Source organism: Lelliottia sp. F153, assembly GCF_002870005.1.
In the GTDB taxonomy this organism is placed as follows: domain Bacteria; phylum Pseudomonadota; class Gammaproteobacteria; order Enterobacterales; family Enterobacteriaceae; genus Enterobacter; species Enterobacter nimipressuralis.
In genome coordinates this window covers 78,802-98,692 of record NZ_PKFT01000007.1, presented here as the reverse complement: position 1 = coordinate 98,692, position 19,891 = coordinate 78,802, and the positions used below count along the sequence as shown (strand labels likewise).

Sequence of the window (19,891 nt, the reverse complement as noted above, 5' to 3'; positions counted from 1 at the left end):
GTGATTTTATCCACAAGTTCCATGTAATGCTGTGAATAAATTACGCACAAATTGTGACATGGACAACTGATTGCGGGGGAGAGCCAACAGGGACTCTTTCCCTGCAGAGTGAAGTACTCATTGCAGGGAAAGATTATACCAGAGATTTTTTACTGCGGGGTAAAGTGACGTAAATGTTGTACGGTGGCAAGCCAGGCGGCCACCCAGCCAATCATCGAGCACACCAGCAGTAATAACAGGCACTCATCGAAGGATAAGCCGCTGATATCAAACTTAGTTCCGAAAACCTGCGCCACTTCAGTGACGGCGGAAGAGAGCCGCATCACCAAAATTTCTGACAGAATCAGTGAAAGAAATGCGCCGGAAAAACCGAGCAATGCGCCGCCATATAGGAACGGGCGCAGGATGAATCCATCCGTCGCACCTATCAGTTTCTGCACGTTAATCGTATCGCGACGGGCGAAGATGCTCAGACGCACGCTGTTACCGATGACGAGGAAGACCGCCGCCACCATCAGCACGCCAATCATCGCCGCCACGCGCCCTACCAGCCCCGTCAGGGAGGCCAAACGCGCAAACCAGCTGTCGTCCATACGCACTTCATCAATGCCGTTGATACGGGTGATGCGATCGCGCAGGGTGTTCAGCGAATCCGTGCCCTGGAAGTCCAGTTTCGGAATCACCACCGCCACGGCGGGCAGTGGGTTCTCTTCGAGCATATCCAGCGCGCCGCCAAACCCGGACCAGTTGCGGAACTCGCCCAGCGCTTCGTCGCGCGACAGGTAGTTCACCTTTTCGACGCCCTGCTCCGCCTGGAGTTGCCCCACCACCTGCGCGGCGGCGCTGTCATCCAGCGCCTTATCCAGATACACCGTGATTTGCGGTGACGGATAGTACTGGGAGGCCGCCTCATTGACGTTTTTGTAGACCATATAGCAGACGCTCGGCAGCGTCAGGGAGATGGCGATCACCATCACCGTCAGGAACGTCGCCAGCGGTTTGCTTTTCAGATCCTGCACCGCGCCGTGGAAGGCGTAGCGCACCTGTTCGTTAAAGACGTTGGTCTTGCGAGAGTTTGGCTTCGGCGCCGCTTTCGCACGCTTTGGCGTGTTACGGTTACCCTCTCCGCCGCCCTGCGGCTTGCGGAAGCGGTCGAATCGATTACCAAACTGCCGAATCTGGTTTATTGCGTCGCGCTTATTCAACGTGGCCTCCGTGCAAATGACCTTCGCTCAGGGTCAGCATGCGGTACGAACGACGGGAAATCAGCCCGATGTCGTGCGTCGCCATCAGGACTGTTACCCCAACGCGGTTAAATTCCTCAAACAGCCGCAGGATCCCTTCCGAGAGCGCATCGTCCAGGTTACCGGTCGGTTCATCCGCCAGCAGGACGGCGGGTTTGTTCACCACCGCACGGGCAATACCCACGCGCTGCTGTTCACCGCCGGAAAGCTGAATCGGGAAGTTCTTCGCTTTGTCCAGCAGCCCGACTTTATCCAGCGCCGCCGAAACACGACGGCGGATATCGTCATAGCTGGCACCCGCAATGATCAGCGGGATCGCCACGTTATCAAAGACGGTGCGATCCATCAGCAGGTGGTGATCCTGGAAAATCATGCCGATCTGGCGACGCAGAAACGGCACCTCACGGTTTTTCAGGCGGCTGATATCATGCCCGCTAAAAAAGATGTTCCCGGCGCTTGGCCGCTCGATCCCACAGATAAGCTTGAGCAGGGTACTTTTCCCCGCGCCGGAGTGGCCGGTCAGGAATGCCATCTCGCCCGGTTGCAGGTGGAATGTCACCCCCTGCAACGCTTGTCTCCCACCGAGATAGGCCTTGCTGACGTGTTCAAAGCGAATCATTGTTAATCCTCTCGGGCAAATAGTGCCTCAATAAAGTCGTCCGATTTAAACGGACGCAAATCCTCGATACGTTCGCCGACACCGATGTAACGGATTGGGATGCCGAACTGATCCGCCACGGAGAAGATCACTCCACCCTTGGCGGTGCCGTCCAGTTTGGTCAGCGTAATCCCGGTCAGCCCGACCGCTTCATCAAACAGCTTCGCCTGGCTGATGGCGTTCTGTCCGGTGCTGGCATCAATGGTCAGCATAATTTCATGCGGCGCGTCTTCGTCCAGCTTCTTCATCACGCGGACGATTTTCTTCAGCTCTTCCATCAGGTGCGATTTATTCTGCAAACGCCCTGCGGTATCCGCAATCAGCACATCGATATTTCGCGCTTTCGCCGCCTGGATGGCATCGAAAATCACGGACGCAGAATCTGCGCCAGTGTGCTGCGCAACCACCGGAATGTTGTTGCGCTGACCCCAGACCTGCAGCTGCTCGACGGCCGCTGCACGGAAGGTATCGCCCGCCGCCAGCATCACCGATTTGCCCTGCTGCTCAAACTGACGCGCCAGCTTACCGATAGTGGTGGTTTTCCCGACGCCGTTAACGCCCACCATCAGAATAACAAAAGGCGTTTTGCCTTCAATATTAAGCGGTTCGTCAACTTTTGCGAGAATTTCGCCCATCTCGTCTTTCAGCAGGCCGTACAGCGCCTCGGCATCACGCAGCTGTTTACGGCTGGCGCTTTCCGTCAGTTTAGCGATAATTTTGCGCGTGGTTTCCACGCCGACATCGGCAATCAGCAGCTGCTCTTCCAGCTCTTCAAACAGATCATCGTCGATTTTTTTGCCACGGAACAGACTGATAAATCCGGAACCGAGGTTTTCTTTGGTTCTGACCAGGCTGCGTTTCAGACGCGCGAAGAAACCTTCTTTGGTCGGTTTTTCCTGCTCCTGAACGATCTCTTCCGCCGGGGCCTCATCTTCCGTCTCTTCGACCGGCACCACGATCACCGCGTCTTCTGCGGCTTCGGCGGCCAGCGCCTGGGCTTCCAGCTCTTCATCGGTGATTTCAGGCGCGTTTTCCGCTTCTTCTTCAACGGCTTCAACGATCTCTACGGTTTCCGCTTCCGCCTGCCACTCTTCTGGCGCGATCGCTTCGGCTTTGACCTCTTCCGGCAGCGGCAGCTCTTCGTGCTCAATCACAGCCTGAGGCGCTTCTTCGACAACCGGCTCAACGACAGCCTCGACCGCCTGAGGAACAATTACCGGCTCCGGTTTCTCAATCTCCTGAATCTGTTCGGTTACCTCAACCACGTCTTCAGCGAAGGAGTCGATCTCTTCTTTGCTGTGCGCGGGCTCTTCCGCTTCTACAACCGCGGCGGTTTCAACAGGCGTTTCGGGCTGTGACTGCTCTTCAACCGCTTGCTGTTCTTCGATTTTCTGTTCTGTTTCTTGCTCTTTTTCGCCGAAGCCCAGCCAGGAAAAGAAGCCACGTTTTTTTTGTTTTGCCATCTGCGACGACACTCCTCGCGGTGCTATATACATGGAAGCTATAAAAATGATGAAATAGTCTAACACTTTACCTAATTAACATCACCGCCTGGAATCGCAGGCCAATTGTTAGCAGAGCTTTCCTGAAATGAAGAAAACGAACCGCCCGGCCGGACAAATTCGTATTATTGGCGGCCAGTGGCGAGGCCGCAAACTGCCTGTACCTGACAGCCCTGGACTGCGCCCGACAACCGATCGCGTTCGCGAGACGCTATTTAACTGGCTGGCCCCGTCGATGGTTGACGCCCGCTGCCTGGACTGTTTTGCCGGAAGCGGTGCGCTCGGCCTTGAAGCGCTGTCGCGTTATGCCGCAAGCGCTACCCTGCTGGAGATGGAGCGCGGCGTTGCGCAGCAGTTGCAGCAAAATCTGGCGACCCTCAAAGCAACCAACGGCAACGTGGTGAATACCAATACTCTGTCGTTCCTCGCGCAAAAGGGCACGCCGCACGACGTGGTATTTATCGACCCGCCGTTCCGCAAGGGGCTGCTGGAAGAGACGCTGACGCTGCTGGAAAACAACGGCTGGCTGGCGGATAACGCGCTTATTTATGTCGAAAGTGAAGTGGAAAATGGCCTACCGCCGGTTCCCGTTCACTGGGATCTGCACCGCGAACAGGTCGCAGGGCAGGTCGCCTATCGTTTGTATCACCGTGAAGTAGAAGGAGAGCCTGATGCCAGTTCTGATTAATCTTGGCCGTTTGCTGATGTTGGGCGTCTGGGCGTTTCTGCTCCTGAACCTCGTCCATCCGTTTCCACGTCCGATGAACATTTTCGTCAACGTGGCGCTGATTTTCACCGCCTTTATGCACGCCCTGCAGATGGTGATGCTGAAAAACGGTCTGCCGAAAGACGGGCCGGCGATGACCGGCTGGCAGCAACTGCGCGTCTTTATTTTCGGCGTGTTCGAGCTGCTGGTGTGGATGAAAAAGTTTAAAGCACAGGCGAAGAAATAAGTCATATGCAGCCCGGTGTACAGCTTTTGTAGACCGGGCCACCCGGCGAGTTACGGCTCGACCGCAAACCCTTCAAACCGCGATCCCTTATAGCTCAACAGCCCGCGATCCCCCACCGTCAGCTGATGGTACTGCTTCTCGTCGAGACGAAACGTCATCTCCAGCCCACCGCTCTGCGGCTTAAAGCTCGCCTCATAGCGCATTAACGCGCCTGCTGGCGTCACCTGTTGCTGCCGGGAACGGCGCTCATTAAGCGCTTTCTCGCGCTTATTGCTCACCACCACCCGTTTTTGTAAGAGCGGTGCGGCGTCATTATCGGCTTTTTCGCGGCGCTGCTGCACAAAGCGAAACGAAGCGGCGATGACGATGATGGCCACCACCACCACGAAGAAAAGCGGCATTTTGCTCATTGTTGAATCCCATCAGATTATGCGGAAATCAGGATACCGCGGCTTATCCGGCATTGCCAAACGCCTGCTCGCGTCACTACACTGAATCAGAATGTATGATTCAAAAATAACAGATACAGGGAGTTAATATGCTTTGGTCATTTATCGCTGTCTGTTTTTCCGCATGGCTTTATGTCGATGCGTCGTATCGCGGTCCAACGTGGCAGCGCTGGCTGTTTAAACCGGTGACACTGCTGCTCCTGCTGCTGCTCGCCTGGCAGGCGCCAATGTTCAATGCCGTGAGCTATCTGGTGCTCGCAGGTCTGTGCGCCTCGCTGATTGGTGACGCGCTTACCCTGCTGCCGCGCCAGCGTTTGCTTTATGCCATCGGGGCATTTTTCCTTTCCCATCTGCTCTATACCATCTACTTCGCCAGCCAGATGACCCTCTCCTTCTTCTGGCCGTTGCCGCTGATCTTACTGGTCATGGGCGCACTGCTGGTGGCGGTGATCTGGACACGGCTGGAAGAGATGCGCTGGCCGGTCTGTACCTTTATCGCCATGACGCTGGTGATGGTCTGGCTGGCCGGTGAACTGTGGTTCTTCCGCCCAACCTCGCCTGCGATGTCGGCGTTCTTTGGTGCCGCCCTGCTGCTGATTGGGAATATTGTCTGGCTGGGAAGTCACTACCGCCGTCGTTTCCGCGCGGATAACGCTATCGCCGCCGCCTGCTACTTCGCCGGGCATTTCCTGATAGTCCGCTCGCTGTATATTTAATAGTGCTTGACTCTGGAGTCGACTCCAGAGTGTATGCTGCGGTTAATGAGAAAATTATCATTACCGGAGAGTGCCATGTCGACTCCAGAAACACCGAAAAAAGTGCCGCAATTCTTGGCGCTGAAACTCAGCCCCGCGCCTGCGAAAGACGACTGCTGCTGCGACAGCGGATGCGAAACCCAGACGGCACCCGTGCTGCCTGAAAACGGCGAGCGCTACACCTGGATCATCAACGGGATGGACTGCGCCGCCTGCGCGCGCAAAGTCGAAAACGCCGTCAAACAGGTGGCTGGCGTTAACCACGTTCAGGTGCTGTTCGCGACCGAAAAGCTGCTCATCAGCGCTGAAAAAGATGTCAGTGCGCAAGTCGAAGCAGCCGTCACCCGCGCGGGCTATTCCCTGCGCAGCGAGCAGACGCCTGCCGAAAAAACCTCTCCCCTGCGGGAAAATCTGCCGCTCATTACGCTGATCATCATGATGGCGCTGAGCTGGACGCTGGAACACTTTAATCATCCGTTCGGCAATCTGGCGTTTATCGCAACGACCCTGGTCGGCCTGTTCCCGATCGCCCGTCAGGCCCTGCGCCTGATGAAAAGCGGCAGCTGGTTCGCCATTGAAACACTGATGAGCGTCGCGGCGATTGGCGCGCTGTTTATTGGTGCGACGGCAGAAGCGGCGATGGTCCTGCTGCTGTTCCTGATTGGCGAACGCCTTGAAGGCTGGGCGGCGAGCCGCGCACGCAAAGGGGTCAGCGCGTTAATGGCGTTGAAACCGGAAACGGCGACGGTCGTGGTCGACGGAGAACGAAAAACTGTTGCCATCACTACACTTCGCCCCGGCGATGTAATGGAAGTGGCTGCCGGGGGCCGTCTGCCTGCGGACGGTACGCTCATCACCGCAAACGCCAGTTTCGATGAAAGCGCCCTGACCGGAGAATCAATTCCTGTCGAACGGGAGACGGGCGAGAAAGTCCCTGCTGGGGCCACCAGCGTGGACCGACTGGTGCAGCTCACGGTGCTGTCCGAACCGGGCGACAGCGCTATTGACCGGATTCTGAAGCTTATCGAAGAAGCCGAAGAGCGCCGCGCGCCCGTCGAGCGCTTTATCGATCGCTTCAGCCGCATTTACACGCCGGTGATTATGCTGATTGCCCTGCTGGTGGCGGTGGTTCCGCCGCTGCTGTTCAGCGCCCCGTGGGAGGCCTGGATTTATAAAGGGCTGACGCTGCTGCTGATCGGCTGTCCGTGTGCGCTGGTGATCTCAACACCTGCGGCCATTACCTCAGGTCTGGCGGCAGCCGCGCGACGCGGAGCGCTGATTAAAGGCGGTGCCGCGCTGGAGCAGCTCAGCCAGGTTCAGCAGATTGCCTTCGATAAAACCGGGACCCTGACGGTTGGTAAACCGCAGGTTACCGGAATTTATCCTGCCGACGACGCACTGCTGTCACTGGCCGCCGCCGTTGAGCAGGGATCTACCCATCCCCTGGCGCAGGCGATTGTGCGTGAGGCCCAGTCGCGCGGGCTGACTATCCCCGCAGCCAGCGCGCAGCGCGCGCTAATGGGGTCAGGGATCGAAGCGGTGGTCGAAGGACGCCAGGTGCTGATCTGTGCCGCCGATAAATTCCCCGCTGACGCATTTAGCCCGCAGATCCGCGAGCTGGAAGAGGCCGGGCAGACGGTGGTGATCGTCGTTGTCGACGGCGTGGCGAAAGGGGTTCTGGCCCTGCGCGATACCCTGCGTGACGATGCCAAAGAGGCCGTGGCGGCACTGCATAAGCTCGGTATTCAGGGTGTGATTTTGACCGGCGATAACCCACGTGCAGCGGCAGCGATTGCCAGCGAGCTTGATCTGGAATACCGGGCAGGATTGTTGCCAGCAGATAAAGTGCAGGCTGTTACCGGGCTGAACGCTCAGGCACCGCTGGCGATGGTCGGCGACGGCATTAACGACGCCCCGGCGATGAAAGCCGCGACGATCGGGATTGCGATGGGCAGCGGCACCGACGTGGCGCTGGAAACCGCCGATGCGGCGCTTACCCATAACCGTCTGACCGGGCTTGCGCAGATGATATCCCTGGCGCGCGCCACCCGCGCCAATATTCGTCAGAACATTACGATTGCACTGGGGCTGAAGGGGATCTTCCTGGTGACGACGCTGCTCGGGATAACAGGTCTGTGGCTGGCGGTGCTGGCGGATACGGGCGCGACGGTGCTGGTGACAGCCAACGCTCTGCGGTTGTTACGTCGAAAGTCATAACCGCCGGGCAAACGCGATAATCACGCGAGAATGGTGTAGGCCGGGTAAGGCGTCGTCGCCACCCGGCAAACGCGATTATCCTTTGCGCAGCAGATACCGGTACGGCAGCGATTGCGTCTCTTGCGCCACCAGCTCGTGTTCCATAAAGGTACAAAAGCCCGGAATATCGCGGGTGGTGGCAGGATCGTCAGCAATGATCAGCAGCGTCTCGCCGGTCTGCATGTTGCGCACGGTTTTGCGCACCATCATTACCGGCTCCGGGCAACGGAGGCCTTGTGCATCAAGCGTGTGGTCAGGGCTGGAAAACAGGTTGGTCATCATCTTCTCGTTCACATCAAAAACGGCTGTAGTTTACGCCGCGTTTTCGGCAAAGCAAACCAGGTTAACGATTGCGCGAAAATTAGCCATTGCAATACCCTCCAAAAGCAGTATTATGCGGCGGCTTTAAACCCTACCCCGGTAGGTTTTTATTGGGTTCCCTCACCCCAAATCATAAAAAGGTCACAATATGACGCAGTTCTCTCAATCGCAGCGCGTAAAAGCGTTGTTCTGGCTATCGCTATTTCACCTGCTGGTGATCACCTCCAGTAACTATCTGGTTCAGCTGCCCATCTCCATTTTTGGTTTCCATACCACCTGGGGCGCGTTCAGTTTCCCGTTTATCTTCCTTGCGACAGATTTGACCGTGCGCATCTTCGGCGCGCCGCTGGCCCGACGCATTATTTTCGCGGTGATGCTGCCCGCGCTGTTCATCTCCTACGTCATCTCTTCCCTGTTCTATATGGGAAGCTGGCAGGGCTTTGAAGCCCTGACGCACTTCAATCTGTTTGTCGCCCGTATCGCCGCCGCGAGCTTTATGGCCTATGCGCTAGGGCAGATCCTCGACGTCCACGTCTTTAACCGCCTGCGACAGAACCACCGCTGGTGGATGGCACCGACGGCGTCCACGCTGTTCGGTAACGTCAGCGATACCCTCGCCTTCTTCTTTATCGCCTTCTGGCGCAGCCCGGATGCCTTTATGGCCGCCCACTGGATGGAAATCGCGCTGGTGGACTACTGCTTCAAAGTGCTGATCAGCATTGCGTTCTTCCTGCCGATGTACGGCGTGCTGCTGAATATGCTCCTGAAAAGGCTGGCGGATAAATCCGAAATGTCTGCATTACAGGCTGGTTAAAGGTTCGCTTTATCAGTTGTGATAAGATGGACAAATGAGCCGTTATGGCCGTTTATCGAAAGGAAGAAGTCAATGCGCAATCTGGTTAAATATGTCGGGATTGGCCTGCTGGTTGTGGGCCTTGCGGCCTGTGATAACAGCGATACGAAGACCCCTGCTCAGGGCGCGTCTGCTGAAAGTAACGCCACCGGACAACCGGTGAATTTGATGGATGGCAAACTCAGTTTCTCTCTGCCGGCGGATATGACCGATCAGAGCGGCAAGCTGGGTACCCAGGCGAACAACATGCACGTCTATTCAGACGCCACCGGGCAGAAAGCGGTGATCGTGATTGTCGGTGACGACACCAGCGAAGACCTGGCCGTGCTGACCAAGCGTCTGGAAGATCAACAGCGTAGCCGCGATCCGCAGCTGCAGGTCGTGACCAACAAGTCCATCGAACTGAAAGGCCACACCCTGCAACAGCTCGACAGCATTATCTCTGCCAAAGGCCAGACCGCTTACTCCTCCGTGGTGCTGGGTAAAGTGGACGGCAAACTGCTGACCATGCAAATCACCCTGCCTGCTGACGATCAGCAGAAGGCGCAAACCGCTGCGGAAAACATCATTAATACCGTCGTGATCAAATAATTTTCATCACGATTCAACGGCCTCCGTCGCTTGCGCCGGGGGCCGTTTTTTTAGGCGCCAGGTCAACAACAGCGCCACACCCACCAGCCCCGCCGCCGCCAGATAGATCATCGGAACGCCTGCCCATGCCATCAGCAGCCCGGCCAGTGGCCCGGTCACGCCCAAGGACATATCCATAAATACCGTATAGGTCGCCAGTGCAGAGCCCTGGTTTTGCTGTGGCACGGCTTTCACCGCCACCACGCCCAGCGCCGGGAAGACCAGCGAAAAGCCCGCACCCGCAAGGAACACGCCGATTTTCGCCACCCACTGCTCGCTGGCAATGCCCGTCAGCAGCAGACCAACAATCTCGACGGCAAAGCAGATCATGGCCACGTTCAGCCCGCCGAGGCGGTTGATGCCGTTCGGGAAGAGTAACCGCGTGCCAACGAAGGCACAGCTAAACAACGTCAGGGCGAACGCTGCGCCGTCCCAGCCTTTGGCATCGTAAAAGAGGGTGATGAAGGTGGCGATCACACCGAAACCGGCGGAGGCCAGCGCCAGTGCCATGCCGTAAGGCCAGACGCGTCCGAGCACCGCGCGAAACGGCAGCGGTTTACCTTTGTTGGCTTTCACTTTCGGACGCGGCAGCGCCAGTAAAATCGCAATCATCGCCACCACCATAATGGTGATGGCCAGCCCGTGCAGCCCGCCCCACGCGTAACACACCACGCCAAGCGGCGCACCGAGAGCCATCGCGCCGTAGGTGACAATCCCGTTCCACGAAATCACGCGCCCGATATGCGGCGTGCCGACGACGCCCACGCCCCACAGGGTCGAGCCGGTGCCCGCCAGGCTTTGCCCGATGCCCAGAATCACACGCCCAAGACACAGCAGCGCCAGGCTAACCATCGGCCAGGCGCTGGTGGTCGCCGCCAGCAGATAGCTCAGGCCACTGAGGAAACAGCCGCACAATCCCACCACGACAATACTTTTCGGGCCAAACAGATCCGCGTAGCGCCCCGACTGCGGGCGACTCATCAGCGTGGCGAAATACTGGAGGCTAATCACCAGCCCCGCCCAGAAGGCGCTAAATCCCATCACGTCATGGACGTAACCGGGCAAAACCGCCAGCGGCAGCCCAATGGTGAGATAACTGGCGAAGTTAAACATGACAACAGAAACAATGCGCAGATTGAGGCGTAATCCGCTCAGCGTCGGTTCGGCGGCAGGTACGGGCATGAGGTTCTACCTGGAATTTTGCAACAGTGTTTCACTATTACCACGTCAGGGGGCGAAAAGCAGCAGTGACTTTCAGATTAACGGCGTCAAACGCAGCGGTCTCCAGGCGCTACACTTAACGGGCACACAACAAAAGGAATCAGCATGACAACCCCCCAGCCCGACAAGACGGGCCTCCACATTTTATTAAAGCTCGCCTGTCTGGTGGTAATTCTCGCTGGCATTCACGCGGCGGCGGATATTATCGTTCAGCTGTTGCTGGCGCTTTTTTTTGCCATTGTTCTCAATCCGTTAGTTACCTGGTTTATTCGACGTGGCGTGCGGCGCCCGCTTGCCATCACCATCGTAGTCATTGTGATGCTCATCGTGCTGACCGCGCTGTTTGGCGTGCTGGCGGCGTCGCTGAGTGAGTTCTCCACCCTGCTACCGAAATACAATAAAGAGCTGACGCGCAAGATTGTCGATCTGCAGCAGATGCTGCCGTTTCTCAATTTGCACATCTCCCCTGAACGCATGCTGAGACGCATGGACTCCGAAAAAGTCATGACCTTCGCCACCACCCTGATGACCGGGCTTTCTGGCGCGATGGCCAGCATTTTACTGCTGGTGATGACAGTGGTGTTTATGCTGTTCGAAGTGCGCCACGTACCGTACAAACTGCGTTTCGCCCTGAACAATCCGCAAATCCACATCGCCGGGCTGCACCGCGCGCTGAAGGGTGTTTCACACTATCTGGCGCTGAAAACGCTGCTGAGCCTGTGGACCGGGGCGATTGTCTGGCTGGGGCTGGCGCTGATGGGCGTGCAGTTCGCGCTTATGTGGGGCGTGCTGGCGTTTCTGCTCAACTACGTGCCTAACATCGGCGCGGTGCTCTCTGCCGTGCCGCCGATGATTCAGGCGTTTCTGTTCAACGGCTTTTACGAATGTATGCTGGTGGGCGCGCTATTTCTGGCGGTGCATATGGTGCTCGGGAATATCGTCGAGCCGCGCATGATGGGCCACCGTCTGGGCATGTCGACAATGGTGGTCTTTTTGTCATTATTAATATGGGGATGGCTACTCGGCCCCGTGGGAATGCTCCTTTCGGTACCGCTGACCAGCGTCTGTAAAATATGGATGGAGACCACGAAAGGCGGCGGGAAACTGGCGATTCTTCTCGGACCAGGACGTCCGAAAAGCCGACTCCCCGGATAACGTTTTCAGCATAAACCTACCAACCGGGGTAGGTTTACGTTCCTCATCAGGTCTATACACTCTATGCCGATTTTTTTAAATCGGCATAATTGTTATATTTAAGTGAATATTCTCTTAGCAAAGCCGATAACAAAATCGTTGTCTACATTGCTATCGCGTTAATTAAAGTTAAATTGGCAATGAAAAAAAAGAAATAACGCACGAATGATATTTTTCGTAATAGCTTAAGTTTATCTTTATCGTTATATTGCGGAAATATCGCGGACGAAATCACTATTATTGATACGGAGTTGTTGATGAAGAAGATTGTGAAATGGTGTGCGGCGTTTGCCATTATGGGTGCGCTGGCAGGCTGTGCGCGTACTGCCCCGGTTGATCAGGTTCATTCTACTGTCAGCGCGGGCCATTCTGCGGAGCAGGTTAAGTCGGCGATTCTGAAAGCCGGTCTTCAGCGCGACTGGATTATGACCGAAGTCAGTCCGGGTGTGATCAAAGGCCGCCTGCAGGCACGCGACCATAGCGCCGAAGTGCGCATCCCGTACACGGCCACAAGCTATTCAATTAATTACGAAAATAGCCTGAACCTGAAAGCCAGCGACGGTAAGATTCATAAAAATTACAACCGTTGGGTTCGCAATCTCGACAAAGATATTCAGCTGAATCTCGCCAGAAGCGCCGCGCAGTAAATTTGTTTAAAGTCGGGCCGCTATCGGCCCGATAACGTATTTCTCTGACCAGTTAAAGGTTACGCAATAATGTACGAAACGGATTCGCTCAGTGCGCTGGATGCCATTACAGAAGCACAACGTATCGCTTTTGCTCCGATGTTGTTTCAAACCGCGCTCTGTCTGCGTAACTCTGGCGTTTTAGCCTGGCTGGATAAACAGGGAAAACAGGGTGCATGCCTGGCTGAGATTGTTGAAAACAGCACACTGAATGAATATGCAGTGAGCGTCCTGCTGGATATGGGATTAAGCGGACGAATCGTTACCCATAAAGAGGGGCTGTACTACCTGGCAAAAATAGGCCATTTTCTTCTGCATGACACCATGACCCGCGTAAATATGGATTTTACCCAGGACGTTTGTTATCAGGGTTTATTCCACCTCTCCGATTCCCTTAAACAGGAAAAACCCGCGGGATTATCGGTATTTGGCGAATGGCCGACTATCTATCCTGCATTGTCGCAATTACCGGCGCAGGCGAAAGAGAGTTGGTTTGCGTTTGATCATTACTATTCTGACGCCGCTTTTGATGCCGCTTTGCCATATATATTCGCAAGCAAGCCGACAAAATTGTACGATGTAGGCGGAAATACCGGTAAATGGGCTTTACGCTGTTGCCGCTATGATGAAAATGTCGCCATTACGATCCTCGACCTCCCGCAGCAAATAGCGCTGGCGCAGGAAAATATCGCAATTGCAGGATTATCTCATCGCATTGGGTTCCATGCTGTCGATATGCTTAGCAACGCGGCACTGCCGGGCGAAGCTGACGTGTGGTGGATGAGCCAGTTCCTCGACTGCTTCTCTCCCGATCAGATTGTCACCATGCTGGGAAACGTGGCTCAGGTCATGAAGCCGGGCGCACGGTTATGCATTATGGAGCTGTTCTGGGATGCCCAGAAATTCGAAGCGGCCTCGTTCAGCCTGAACGCGACCTCGCTCTATTTCACCTGCATGGCGAATGGCAACAGCCGCTTTTATAGTGCCGAGAAATTTTATCACTACCTGGAGCAGGCGGGTTTCCACGTAGAGCAACGACTGGACAATTTAGGGTTAGGGCATACCTTACTGATTTGTCAGAAAAACGAACAATAAATTCTGTGAAATACCTGACGGCTGACGCCGTTATTTAATGACGATAGATCGCGGACGCGCGTAGATGAAATTTGCACTTAACATTATCGACTGGCAGGCCAGAGCGCCGGGTCTCAGTGATGCCGAACAATGGCAGGCGTGGTCACGCGATTCGCTCGCCATTGATCCCACTGCGCCACAGGCAAAACTCACTGATTTGCCGATGATGACCGCGCGTCGCCTCAACTCTGGCAGCAAGCTGGCCGTCGATTGCGGCCTGTCGATGCTGCGCAAGCACGCCATCGACGCCGTGGTCTACACCAGCCGTCACGGCGAGCTGGAGCGCAACTACCGCATTCTGCATGCCCTGGCGACGGATCAGGCCGTGTCGCCCACCGATTTCGCCATGTCTGTGCACAACTCTTCCGTAGGTAATCTCACCATCGCCGCGCGCCAGCCGATTGTCTCCTCTTCCCTTTCCGCCGGGCTGGATACCTTCCAGCAGGGCTTATGTGAAGTGCTGTGCATGCTGCAGGCGGGTTACGCCCGCGTTCTGCTGGTCGATTTCGACGGTTCACTGCCGGTGTTTTACCACCCTCATTTACCCGCGCACATGCCCACCTGGCCGTATGCGATGGCGTTAGTGATCGAAGCCGGTGATGCGCTGCGCTGTGAAACCCGTTCTGGCAGCCTCGGCGAAGAGCCGCCGTTGCCGCAAAGCCTGATGTTCCTGCAACGTTATCTTACTGGCGAGCCGCAGTTTGTGGTTTCCGGTGAGCGCCTGCTGTGGCAGTGGTCCCGCGCATGAACGCGTTAGCCAGCACAATTAATCGGCTATGGCGTCTGATCATGACCGGATTCTGCTTCGCGCTGTTTGGCGTGGGCGGGCTGCTGCTGTCGCTGGTCTGGTTTAATCTCCTTCTGATTGTTCAGCGCGATCGCGTCAAACGCCGTCGGCTGGCACGCCGCAGTATCGCCGCCAGCTTTCGTTTCTTCATGAACGTCATGCGCCTGACGGGCGTGCTGGATTACCGCATTGATAACCTCGAGGCCCTGCGCAGCGAGCGCGGTTGCCTTGTCATCGCCAACCATCCGACGCTGATTGATTACGTGATCCTCGCCTCGGTCATGCCAGAAACCGACTGCCTGGTGAAAAGCGCCCTGCTGCGTAACCCCTTCGTCAGCGGCGTGATTCGCGCAGCGGATTATCTGATTAACAGCGAAGCAGACACCCTGCTCGCCGCCAGCCAGCGACGTCTGGCACAGGGCGATACCTTACTGATTTTCCCCGAAGGCACGCGCACCCGCGTCGGGGAAGCGATGACGCTGCAACGCGGTGCGGCCAATATCGCCGTGCGCTGCGGCAGCGATCTGCGGGTGGTGGTGATCCACTGCAGCGAGCACCTGCTCGATAAAAACAGCCGCTGGTACGACGTACCGCCGCGCAAACCCTTCTTCACGGTTGATGTCCGTGAACGGGTCAATATTCATGATTTTTACGATGCAACAGAACAAGAACCGGCTCTGGCAGCGCGCCAGCTGAACCGGCATCTGCAGCATCGCTTAACATCAGGCCTTCAATCTTTGTCAGGAATTAATGATGCAAGCGCTTTATCTTGAAATTAAAAATCTTATTATCTCTACGCTGAATCTGGACGAACTTACCGCCGACGATATCGAAACGGATGCGGCGCTGTTTGGTGATGGCCTGGGCCTCGATTCCATCGACGCGCTGGAGCTTGGCCTGGCAGTGAAAAACCAGTACGGGGTTGTGCTCTCTGCGGAAAGCGAAGAGATGCGTCAGCACTTCTATTCCGTCGCCACGCTGGCATCATTTATCCATGCCCAACGCGCCTGAGAACGAATTTGCTATGACAGAACAAAATGCCATTTATCAGGAAGTCTGCGGACTCCTGACCAAACTGTTTGAAATCGAACCGGACGCGATCTCTCCCGAGGCGCGCCTGTACGAAGATCTGGAGCTGGACAGCATCGACGCCGTCGACATGATTGTTCACCTGCAGAAGAAAACAGGCAAAAAAATCAAACCTGAAACCTTCAAATCGGTGCGTACCGTTCAGGACGTGGTGGACGCTGTAGAACAGCTTCTGCGCGAAGAGTAAGACGCCATGCGTGGCGGACGATCTTTTCCGGCCATCCCGCTGCTGACGGGGCTGATGCTGCTCGCCTGGCCATTTCTGATTGGCTTTGGGCTGACGCACAACAGCCTGCACTGGCTGCTGCCGCTGATGGCACTACTGCTGGTCTGTCGCCTGCGTCAGGCGCGGCATAACGCCGGGCCGATGCGCTTTGTGGTGCAAAGCGTGGCGCTGGCGGGCATTGCCCTCTGCACGGCGAGCTATCTGCTGAAAGCGCACCAGTGGCTGCTGCTCTATCCCGTGGTGGTGAATCTGGTGATGCTGGCCGTGTTTGGCGGTTCTCTGTGGACGGCAATGCCGCTGGTCGAACGGCTGGCGCGTTTGCGCGATCCCCAACTGCCGCCGGAAGGCGTTCGCTACACCCGCAATGTCACCCGCGTGTGGTGCGGGTTTTTCATTGTGAACGGTTCGGTGGCGTTGTTTACCGTCATCCACGGCGATATCCAGCTCTGGACGCTGTGGAACGGCATGATCGCGTACATCCTGATGGGGACGCTGATGGCGACGGAGTGGCTGGTGCGTCAACGGGTGATTAAAAAAAGTGAAGCACATGACTAAACCCCTTCCTCTGGGGCAGTGGCTGAACGCGCCGCGCCCGGATGATACGCCGATCGCCTGGCTTGACGATCACACCTGGACACTCGGGCAGCTACGTCACGACGTCTCCTCCCTGACCAACATGCTCCGTCAGCAGGAGGGCGAGCGCTGGGCGCTGTGCTTTGAAAACAGCTACCTGTTTATCGTCGCCCTGCTCTCGACTCTGCATGCGGGAAAAACGCCGGTGATTCCCGGCCACAGCCGCGTGTCGCTGCTCGAAGAACAGCGCGCACTGTTCAGCGGCGTGCTGAGCGATCAAACCCTGAGCTATCAGGGCCGCCTGATTGTGGTGAATTCAGCCCGTCGCAGCGCAGACGCCTTCACGCCGCTGCCGCCGATTGGCGAAGACAGTTTTGTCGAGCTGTTCACCTCTGGCTCGACCGGCGCACCACGACGCATCATAAAACCTGTCGCCCGCCTCGATCGCGAAGCCAGTCTGCTGGCCGACCGTTTTGGCGAGAGGCTGACGGGCTGCAGTATTGTCGCCTCCGTGGTGCCGCAGCACTTGTACGGCCTGACGTTCCGCATCTTTTTACCCCTGTCGCAGGGGCTGCCGCTGCACGCGGCAATGCTCTACTACGCCGAACAGCTGGCGGCGCTGCCCCATGACCGGCGCTACGTATTTATCAGCAGTCCGGCGTTTCTGAAGCGTCTCGACACCCAGCTTGCGCCGCCTCCCGTGGCGATGCTGCTCTCTGCGGGCGGTATGCTGCCGTGGGATGATGTCACCGCCACGCATCGCTGGATGAACGTCTGGCCGGATGAAATTTACGGCAGCACTGAGACCGGCATTCTGGCCTGGCGGCATCGTCAGGAGGCGTCGATTCCGTGGCTTCCGTTCCCCGGCGTGCATTTCCGTCACGAAGGGGAGACCTGCCATGTCACCTCGCCGCTGATCCACGAGGCCGAAGGCCTACCGCTCGACGATATCCTGCACTTTGAGGATAACGGAACGTTCAGCATCGCCGGACGTCGTGGCCGGGTGGTCAAAATCGAAGAGAAGCGCGTTTCGCTCAATGAAATTGAGCAGCGTCTGCTGACGCTGGACGGCATTCGCGAAGTCGCCGCCCTGCCCGTCACACGCGGGGGTCGCCAGGGTATCGGCGTGCTGCTGGTGCTCAACGACGACGCGCGTCAGCGTCTGCATCAGCAGGGCAATAAAGCGCAGGAGTTTGCCTGGCGCCGCGCCCTGCTGCCGTGGCTTGAACCGGTCGCAGTGCCGCGCTACTGGCGGATCATCGATGAGATGCCCGTCAACAGCATGAACAAGCGTGTCTATGCGCAGTTACAGGAGTTATTTCATGAAAATCCATGAAATCGAGCGCCACCAGTCGCAGCCACAGAATCTTGAGATTGTCCTGCATCTCGACCCGATGCTGTTCTGGTTCCAGGGCCATTTTGCCGTGCAACCACTGCTGCCGGGCGTCGCACAGCTCGACTGGGTGATGCACTACGCCACCACGCTGCTGGCACCGGAATACCGTTTTCACAGCATTCAGAATGTGAAGTTCCAGGCGCCGCTGCTGCCGGATGCCACCGTCACGCTGACGCTCAACTGGAATGCCGAACGCCAGATCCTCACCTTTAGCTATCAGCGTCACGACGGCGACGCGCGCCACACCGCCAGCAGCGGGAAGATCCGGTTATGTCGCTGACGTTCCGCCCCTGCGTGCTGATCCCCTGCTACAACCACGGCGCGATGATGGCGAGCGTGCTGTCGCGGCTGGAATCGTGCGCGCTGCCGTGCCTGATCGTCGATGACGGCAGTGACGATCAGACACGCCTGGAGCTGGAACGCCTGGCGGGTGCCTATCCGCAGGTCACACTTATCCGGCTGCCGGAAAATGCCGGCAAAGGTACGGCGGTTATTCGTGGGCTGGAGGCGGCTTCCCGCGCAGGGTTTACCCACGCGGTGCAGGTGGATGCCGACGGACAGCACGCCATTGAAGATATTCCGCAACTGTTAGCGCTGGCTGAACGCCATCCGGATGCGCTGATCTCCGGCCAGCCCATTTATGATGATTCGATCCCCCGCTCGCGCCTCTATGGCCGCTGGATCACCCACGTCTGGGTGTGGATCGAAACCCTGTCGCTGCAGCTGAAAGACAGCATGTGCGGGTTCCGCGTCTATCCCGTGGCTCCCACGCTGAAACTGGCAGAACACGCCACCCTCGGCAAGCGGATGGATTTTGATACGGAAGTGATGGTCCGCCTCTACTGGCAGGGCAACACCAGCTATTTTGTGCCGACGCGGGTGACCTATCCCCACGATGGCCTGTCCCATTTCGATGCCCTGAAAGACAACGTCCGCATCTCCCTGATGCACACCCGCCTGTTCTTCGGCATGCTGCCGCGTATGCCTTCGCTTCTGCTGCGTCGCCGTCGCGAGCACTGGGCCGAGCAGCAGGAAGTGAAAGGGCTGTGGGGCATGCGCCTGATGCTGCGCGTCTGGCAGCTTTTTGGACGCCGCGCCTTCAGCCTGCTGCTGTGGCCGGTGATCGGCGTCTACTGGCTGATCGCCCGCCCGGCGCGACAGGCGTCACAGCAGTGGCTGGCGCGCGTGGCTGACGTGCTTCACGCACAAAACCGCCCGCTGCCGCCGCGCTTTAACAGCTTTTTCCACTTTATGCGCTTCGGCAATTCAATGCTGGATAAAGTCGCGGGCTGGCGCGGCGAGCTGAAGATGAACCGGGATGTGGTCTTTGCACCCGGCGCGCGCGAAGCGCTGAACGTTGAGGCCCCACAGGGCAAGCTGCTACTGGCCTCGCATCTCGGCGATGTCGAAGCCTGCCGCGCACTGGCCCAACTCGACGGCAGCAAAACCATCAACGCGCTGGTGTTCAGCGATAACGCCCAGCGCTTTAAACAGATCATGCAGGAGATGGCCCCGCAGGCCGGGCTGAACCTGATGCCCGTCACCGATATCGGGCCGGACACCGCCATCGCCCTGAAAGAGAAACTCGATCGCGGTGAATGGGTGGCGATCGTCGGCGATCGCATCGCCGTCAATCCACAGCGCGGCGGCGAGTGGCGCGTGATCTGGAGCGTATTTATGGGAAAACAGGCTCCGTTCCCGCAGGGGCCATTTATTCTCGCCTCTATTCTGCGCTGCCCGGTGGCACTGATCTTCGCGCTGCGCCAGCAGGAGAAGCTGCACATTCACTGCGAAACTTTTGCCGATCCGCTGCTACTGCCGCGCGGCGAGCGCCAGCAGGCGTTGCAGCAGACCGTTGATCGCTATGCACAACGCCTCGAGCATTACGCGCTCATGTCGCCGCTCGACTGGTTTAATTTTTTCGATTTCTGGCATCTGCCGGATGCCAAAGAGAAGGAGTAAAG

General features: G+C 57.3%; 23 protein-coding genes. 17 read left to right on the top strand and 6 right to left on the bottom strand.

What is annotated here, in order from left to right:
* Positions 1-149: 149 nt before the first annotated feature.
* Genes ftsX through ftsY form a run of 3 tightly spaced genes read right to left on the bottom strand, consistent with a single transcriptional unit; the run spans position 150 to position 3,365 of the window.
* The gene (gene ftsX, locus F153LOC_RS15875; protein ID WP_100778553.1) at positions 150-1,205 is read right to left on the bottom strand and encodes a permease-like cell division protein FtsX; all 1,056 of its coding nucleotides are present in this window, start codon (positions 1,203-1,205) and stop codon (positions 150-152) included.
* The gene (ftsE, locus tag F153LOC_RS15870) at positions 1,198-1,863 is read right to left on the bottom strand and encodes a cell division ATP-binding protein FtsE (RefSeq protein ID WP_100778552.1); all 666 of its coding nucleotides are present in this window, start codon (positions 1,861-1,863) and stop codon (positions 1,198-1,200) included. The genes ftsX and ftsE overlap by 8 nt, the downstream gene beginning before the upstream one ends.
* A 2-nt stretch (positions 1,864-1,865) precedes the next feature.
* Positions 1,866-3,365, bottom strand: coding sequence for a signal recognition particle-docking protein FtsY (gene ftsY, locus F153LOC_RS15865; protein ID WP_102105311.1), 1,500 nt, complete (start codon positions 3,363-3,365; stop codon positions 1,866-1,868).
* 127 nt (positions 3,366-3,492) lie between these two features.
* On the opposite strand from ftsY, the gene rsmD reads away from it, so the two are divergent.
* Positions 3,493-4,092, top strand: coding sequence for a 16S rRNA (guanine(966)-N(2))-methyltransferase (gene rsmD / locus F153LOC_RS15860; protein ID WP_102105310.1), 600 nt, complete (start codon positions 3,493-3,495; stop codon positions 4,090-4,092).
* The gene (locus F153LOC_RS15855; protein ID WP_102105309.1) at positions 4,076-4,357 is read left to right on the top strand and encodes a DUF1145 family protein; all 282 of its coding nucleotides are present in this window, start codon (positions 4,076-4,078) and stop codon (positions 4,355-4,357) included. Before rsmD ends, F153LOC_RS15855 begins: the two co-directional genes overlap by 17 nt.
* Positions 4,358-4,407: 50 nt before the next feature.
* Here the strand turns inward: F153LOC_RS15855 and F153LOC_RS15850 are convergent, their stop codons facing one another.
* Positions 4,408-4,767, bottom strand: coding sequence for a DUF2500 domain-containing protein (locus F153LOC_RS15850; RefSeq protein WP_102105308.1), 360 nt, complete (start codon positions 4,765-4,767; stop codon positions 4,408-4,410).
* 128 nt (positions 4,768-4,895) lie between these two features.
* On the opposite strand from F153LOC_RS15850, the gene F153LOC_RS15845 reads away from it, so the two are divergent.
* Positions 4,896-5,522 carry a lysoplasmalogenase gene (locus F153LOC_RS15845; RefSeq protein ID WP_100778547.1) on the top strand — a complete coding sequence of 209 codons (627 nt, stop codon included), beginning with the start codon at positions 4,896-4,898 and terminating at the stop codon, positions 5,520-5,522.
* 75 nt (positions 5,523-5,597) lie between these two features.
* Positions 5,598-7,778, top strand: a complete 2,181-nt coding sequence (gene zntA / locus F153LOC_RS15840; RefSeq protein ID WP_102105307.1) for a Zn(II)/Cd(II)/Pb(II) translocating P-type ATPase ZntA — start codon at positions 5,598-5,600, stop codon at positions 7,776-7,778.
* Between the two features lie 75 nt (positions 7,779-7,853).
* Here zntA and tusA read toward each other — a convergent pair whose 3' ends face one another.
* Positions 7,854-8,096, bottom strand: coding sequence for a sulfurtransferase TusA (gene tusA / locus F153LOC_RS15835; protein ID WP_100778545.1), 243 nt, complete (start codon positions 8,094-8,096; stop codon positions 7,854-7,856).
* Positions 8,097-8,286: 190 nt separating this feature from the next.
* Here tusA and F153LOC_RS15830 point away from each other — a divergent pair, with 190 nt between their 5' ends.
* Together F153LOC_RS15830 and F153LOC_RS15825 are read left to right on the top strand one after the other, a co-directional pair.
* Positions 8,287-8,952 carry a 7-cyano-7-deazaguanine/7-aminomethyl-7-deazaguanine transporter gene (locus tag F153LOC_RS15830; RefSeq protein WP_102105306.1) on the top strand — a complete coding sequence of 222 codons (666 nt, stop codon included), beginning with the start codon at positions 8,287-8,289 and terminating at the stop codon, positions 8,950-8,952.
* Between the two features lie 72 nt (positions 8,953-9,024).
* Positions 9,025-9,582, top strand: coding sequence for a DcrB family lipoprotein (locus tag F153LOC_RS15825; protein ID WP_100778543.1), 558 nt, complete (start codon positions 9,025-9,027; stop codon positions 9,580-9,582).
* A gap of 6 nt (positions 9,583-9,588) precedes the next feature.
* Here the strand turns inward: F153LOC_RS15825 and F153LOC_RS15820 are convergent, their stop codons facing one another.
* The gene (locus tag F153LOC_RS15820) at positions 9,589-10,803 is read right to left on the bottom strand and encodes an MFS transporter (protein WP_102105305.1); all 1,215 of its coding nucleotides are present in this window, start codon (positions 10,801-10,803) and stop codon (positions 9,589-9,591) included.
* A gap of 144 nt (positions 10,804-10,947) precedes the next feature.
* Here F153LOC_RS15820 and F153LOC_RS15815 point away from each other — a divergent pair, with 144 nt between their 5' ends.
* The 11 genes from F153LOC_RS15815 to F153LOC_RS15765 all read left to right on the top strand — a co-directional run bounded on the left by F153LOC_RS15815 (position 10,948) and on the right by F153LOC_RS15765 (position 19,889).
* The gene (locus tag F153LOC_RS15815) at positions 10,948-11,997 is read left to right on the top strand and encodes an AI-2E family transporter (protein ID WP_100778541.1); all 1,050 of its coding nucleotides are present in this window, start codon (positions 10,948-10,950) and stop codon (positions 11,995-11,997) included.
* Positions 11,998-12,293: 296 nt separating this feature from the next.
* On the top strand, positions 12,294-12,683 hold the full coding sequence (locus F153LOC_RS15810; RefSeq protein ID WP_100780797.1) for a hypothetical protein: 390 nt from the start codon (positions 12,294-12,296) through the stop codon (positions 12,681-12,683).
* A gap of 69 nt (positions 12,684-12,752) precedes the next feature.
* On the top strand, positions 12,753-13,817 hold the full coding sequence (locus F153LOC_RS15805) for a methyltransferase (protein WP_100778540.1): 1,065 nt from the start codon (positions 12,753-12,755) through the stop codon (positions 13,815-13,817).
* Positions 13,818-13,881: 64 nt separating this feature from the next.
* Positions 13,882-14,604 carry a beta-ketoacyl synthase chain length factor gene (locus F153LOC_RS15800; protein ID WP_102105304.1) on the top strand — a complete coding sequence of 241 codons (723 nt, stop codon included), beginning with the start codon at positions 13,882-13,884 and terminating at the stop codon, positions 14,602-14,604.
* Entirely contained in the window at positions 14,601-15,416 is an 816-nt protein-coding gene (locus tag F153LOC_RS15795) for a 1-acyl-sn-glycerol-3-phosphate acyltransferase (protein ID WP_102105303.1), read from the top strand. The genes F153LOC_RS15800 and F153LOC_RS15795 overlap by 4 nt, the downstream gene beginning before the upstream one ends.
* Positions 15,397-15,654 carry a phosphopantetheine-binding protein gene (locus F153LOC_RS15790; RefSeq protein WP_100778537.1) on the top strand — a complete coding sequence of 86 codons (258 nt, stop codon included), beginning with the start codon at positions 15,397-15,399 and terminating at the stop codon, positions 15,652-15,654. Before F153LOC_RS15795 ends, F153LOC_RS15790 begins: the two co-directional genes overlap by 20 nt.
* A 13-nt stretch (positions 15,655-15,667) precedes the next feature.
* On the top strand, positions 15,668-15,919 hold the full coding sequence (locus F153LOC_RS15785) for an acyl carrier protein (protein WP_100780796.1): 252 nt from the start codon (positions 15,668-15,670) through the stop codon (positions 15,917-15,919).
* Positions 15,920-15,925: 6 nt separating this feature from the next.
* Positions 15,926-16,513 carry a hypothetical protein gene (locus F153LOC_RS15780; RefSeq protein ID WP_102105302.1) on the top strand — a complete coding sequence of 196 codons (588 nt, stop codon included), beginning with the start codon at positions 15,926-15,928 and terminating at the stop codon, positions 16,511-16,513.
* Complete coding sequence (locus tag F153LOC_RS15775; RefSeq protein WP_102105301.1) at positions 16,506-17,867, top strand: acyl-CoA synthetase; 1,362 nt, start codon at positions 16,506-16,508, stop codon at positions 17,865-17,867. Before F153LOC_RS15780 ends, F153LOC_RS15775 begins: the two co-directional genes overlap by 8 nt.
* Entirely contained in the window at positions 17,854-18,207 is a 354-nt protein-coding gene (locus tag F153LOC_RS15770) for a hydroxymyristoyl-ACP dehydratase (RefSeq protein WP_100778534.1), read from the top strand. Before F153LOC_RS15775 ends, F153LOC_RS15770 begins: the two co-directional genes overlap by 14 nt.
* Positions 18,198-19,889: a glycosyltransferase gene (locus F153LOC_RS15765; protein WP_102105300.1), complete on the top strand. Its 1,692-nt coding sequence runs from the start codon at positions 18,198-18,200 to the stop codon at positions 19,887-19,889. The genes F153LOC_RS15770 and F153LOC_RS15765 overlap by 10 nt, the downstream gene beginning before the upstream one ends.
* The last annotated feature ends 2 nt before the right edge of the window (positions 19,890-19,891 follow it).

What these genes read in the sequence shown, in the direction of transcription:
- ftsE (WP_100778552.1), bottom strand. Translation starts at nt 1,863, where the DNA reads ATGATTCGCTTTGAACACGTCAGCAAGGCCTATCTCGGTGGGAGACAA.
- ftsY (WP_102105311.1), bottom strand. Translation starts at nt 3,365, where the DNA reads ATGGCAAAACAAAAAAAACGTGGCTTCTTTTCCTGGCTGGGCTTCGGC.
- rsmD (WP_102105310.1), top strand. Translation starts at nt 3,493, where the DNA reads ATGAAGAAAACGAACCGCCCGGCCGGACAAATTCGTATTATTGGCGGC.
- F153LOC_RS15855 (WP_102105309.1), top strand. Translation starts at nt 4,076, where the DNA reads ATGCCAGTTCTGATTAATCTTGGCCGTTTGCTGATGTTGGGCGTCTGG.
- F153LOC_RS15850 (WP_102105308.1), bottom strand. Translation starts at nt 4,767, where the DNA reads ATGAGCAAAATGCCGCTTTTCTTCGTGGTGGTGGTGGCCATCATCGTC.
- F153LOC_RS15845 (WP_100778547.1), top strand. Translation starts at nt 4,896, where the DNA reads ATGCTTTGGTCATTTATCGCTGTCTGTTTTTCCGCATGGCTTTATGTC.
- zntA (WP_102105307.1), top strand. Translation starts at nt 5,598, where the DNA reads ATGTCGACTCCAGAAACACCGAAAAAAGTGCCGCAATTCTTGGCGCTG.
- tusA (WP_100778545.1), bottom strand. Translation starts at nt 8,096, where the DNA reads ATGACCAACCTGTTTTCCAGCCCTGACCACACGCTTGATGCACAAGGC.
- F153LOC_RS15830 (WP_102105306.1), top strand. Translation starts at nt 8,287, where the DNA reads ATGACGCAGTTCTCTCAATCGCAGCGCGTAAAAGCGTTGTTCTGGCTA.
- F153LOC_RS15825 (WP_100778543.1), top strand. Translation starts at nt 9,025, where the DNA reads ATGCGCAATCTGGTTAAATATGTCGGGATTGGCCTGCTGGTTGTGGGC.
- F153LOC_RS15820 (WP_102105305.1), bottom strand. Translation starts at nt 10,803, where the DNA reads ATGCCCGTACCTGCCGCCGAACCGACGCTGAGCGGATTACGCCTCAAT.
- F153LOC_RS15815 (WP_100778541.1), top strand. Translation starts at nt 10,948, where the DNA reads ATGACAACCCCCCAGCCCGACAAGACGGGCCTCCACATTTTATTAAAG.
- F153LOC_RS15810 (WP_100780797.1), top strand. Translation starts at nt 12,294, where the DNA reads ATGAAGAAGATTGTGAAATGGTGTGCGGCGTTTGCCATTATGGGTGCG.
- F153LOC_RS15805 (WP_100778540.1), top strand. Translation starts at nt 12,753, where the DNA reads ATGTACGAAACGGATTCGCTCAGTGCGCTGGATGCCATTACAGAAGCA.
- F153LOC_RS15800 (WP_102105304.1), top strand. Translation starts at nt 13,882, where the DNA reads ATGAAATTTGCACTTAACATTATCGACTGGCAGGCCAGAGCGCCGGGT.
- F153LOC_RS15795 (WP_102105303.1), top strand. Translation starts at nt 14,601, where the DNA reads ATGAACGCGTTAGCCAGCACAATTAATCGGCTATGGCGTCTGATCATG.
- F153LOC_RS15790 (WP_100778537.1), top strand. Translation starts at nt 15,397, where the DNA reads ATGCAAGCGCTTTATCTTGAAATTAAAAATCTTATTATCTCTACGCTG.
- F153LOC_RS15785 (WP_100780796.1), top strand. Translation starts at nt 15,668, where the DNA reads ATGACAGAACAAAATGCCATTTATCAGGAAGTCTGCGGACTCCTGACC.
- F153LOC_RS15780 (WP_102105302.1), top strand. Translation starts at nt 15,926, where the DNA reads ATGCGTGGCGGACGATCTTTTCCGGCCATCCCGCTGCTGACGGGGCTG.
- F153LOC_RS15775 (WP_102105301.1), top strand. Translation starts at nt 16,506, where the DNA reads ATGACTAAACCCCTTCCTCTGGGGCAGTGGCTGAACGCGCCGCGCCCG.
- F153LOC_RS15770 (WP_100778534.1), top strand. Translation starts at nt 17,854, where the DNA reads ATGAAAATCCATGAAATCGAGCGCCACCAGTCGCAGCCACAGAATCTT.
- F153LOC_RS15765 (WP_102105300.1), top strand. Translation starts at nt 18,198, where the DNA reads ATGTCGCTGACGTTCCGCCCCTGCGTGCTGATCCCCTGCTACAACCAC.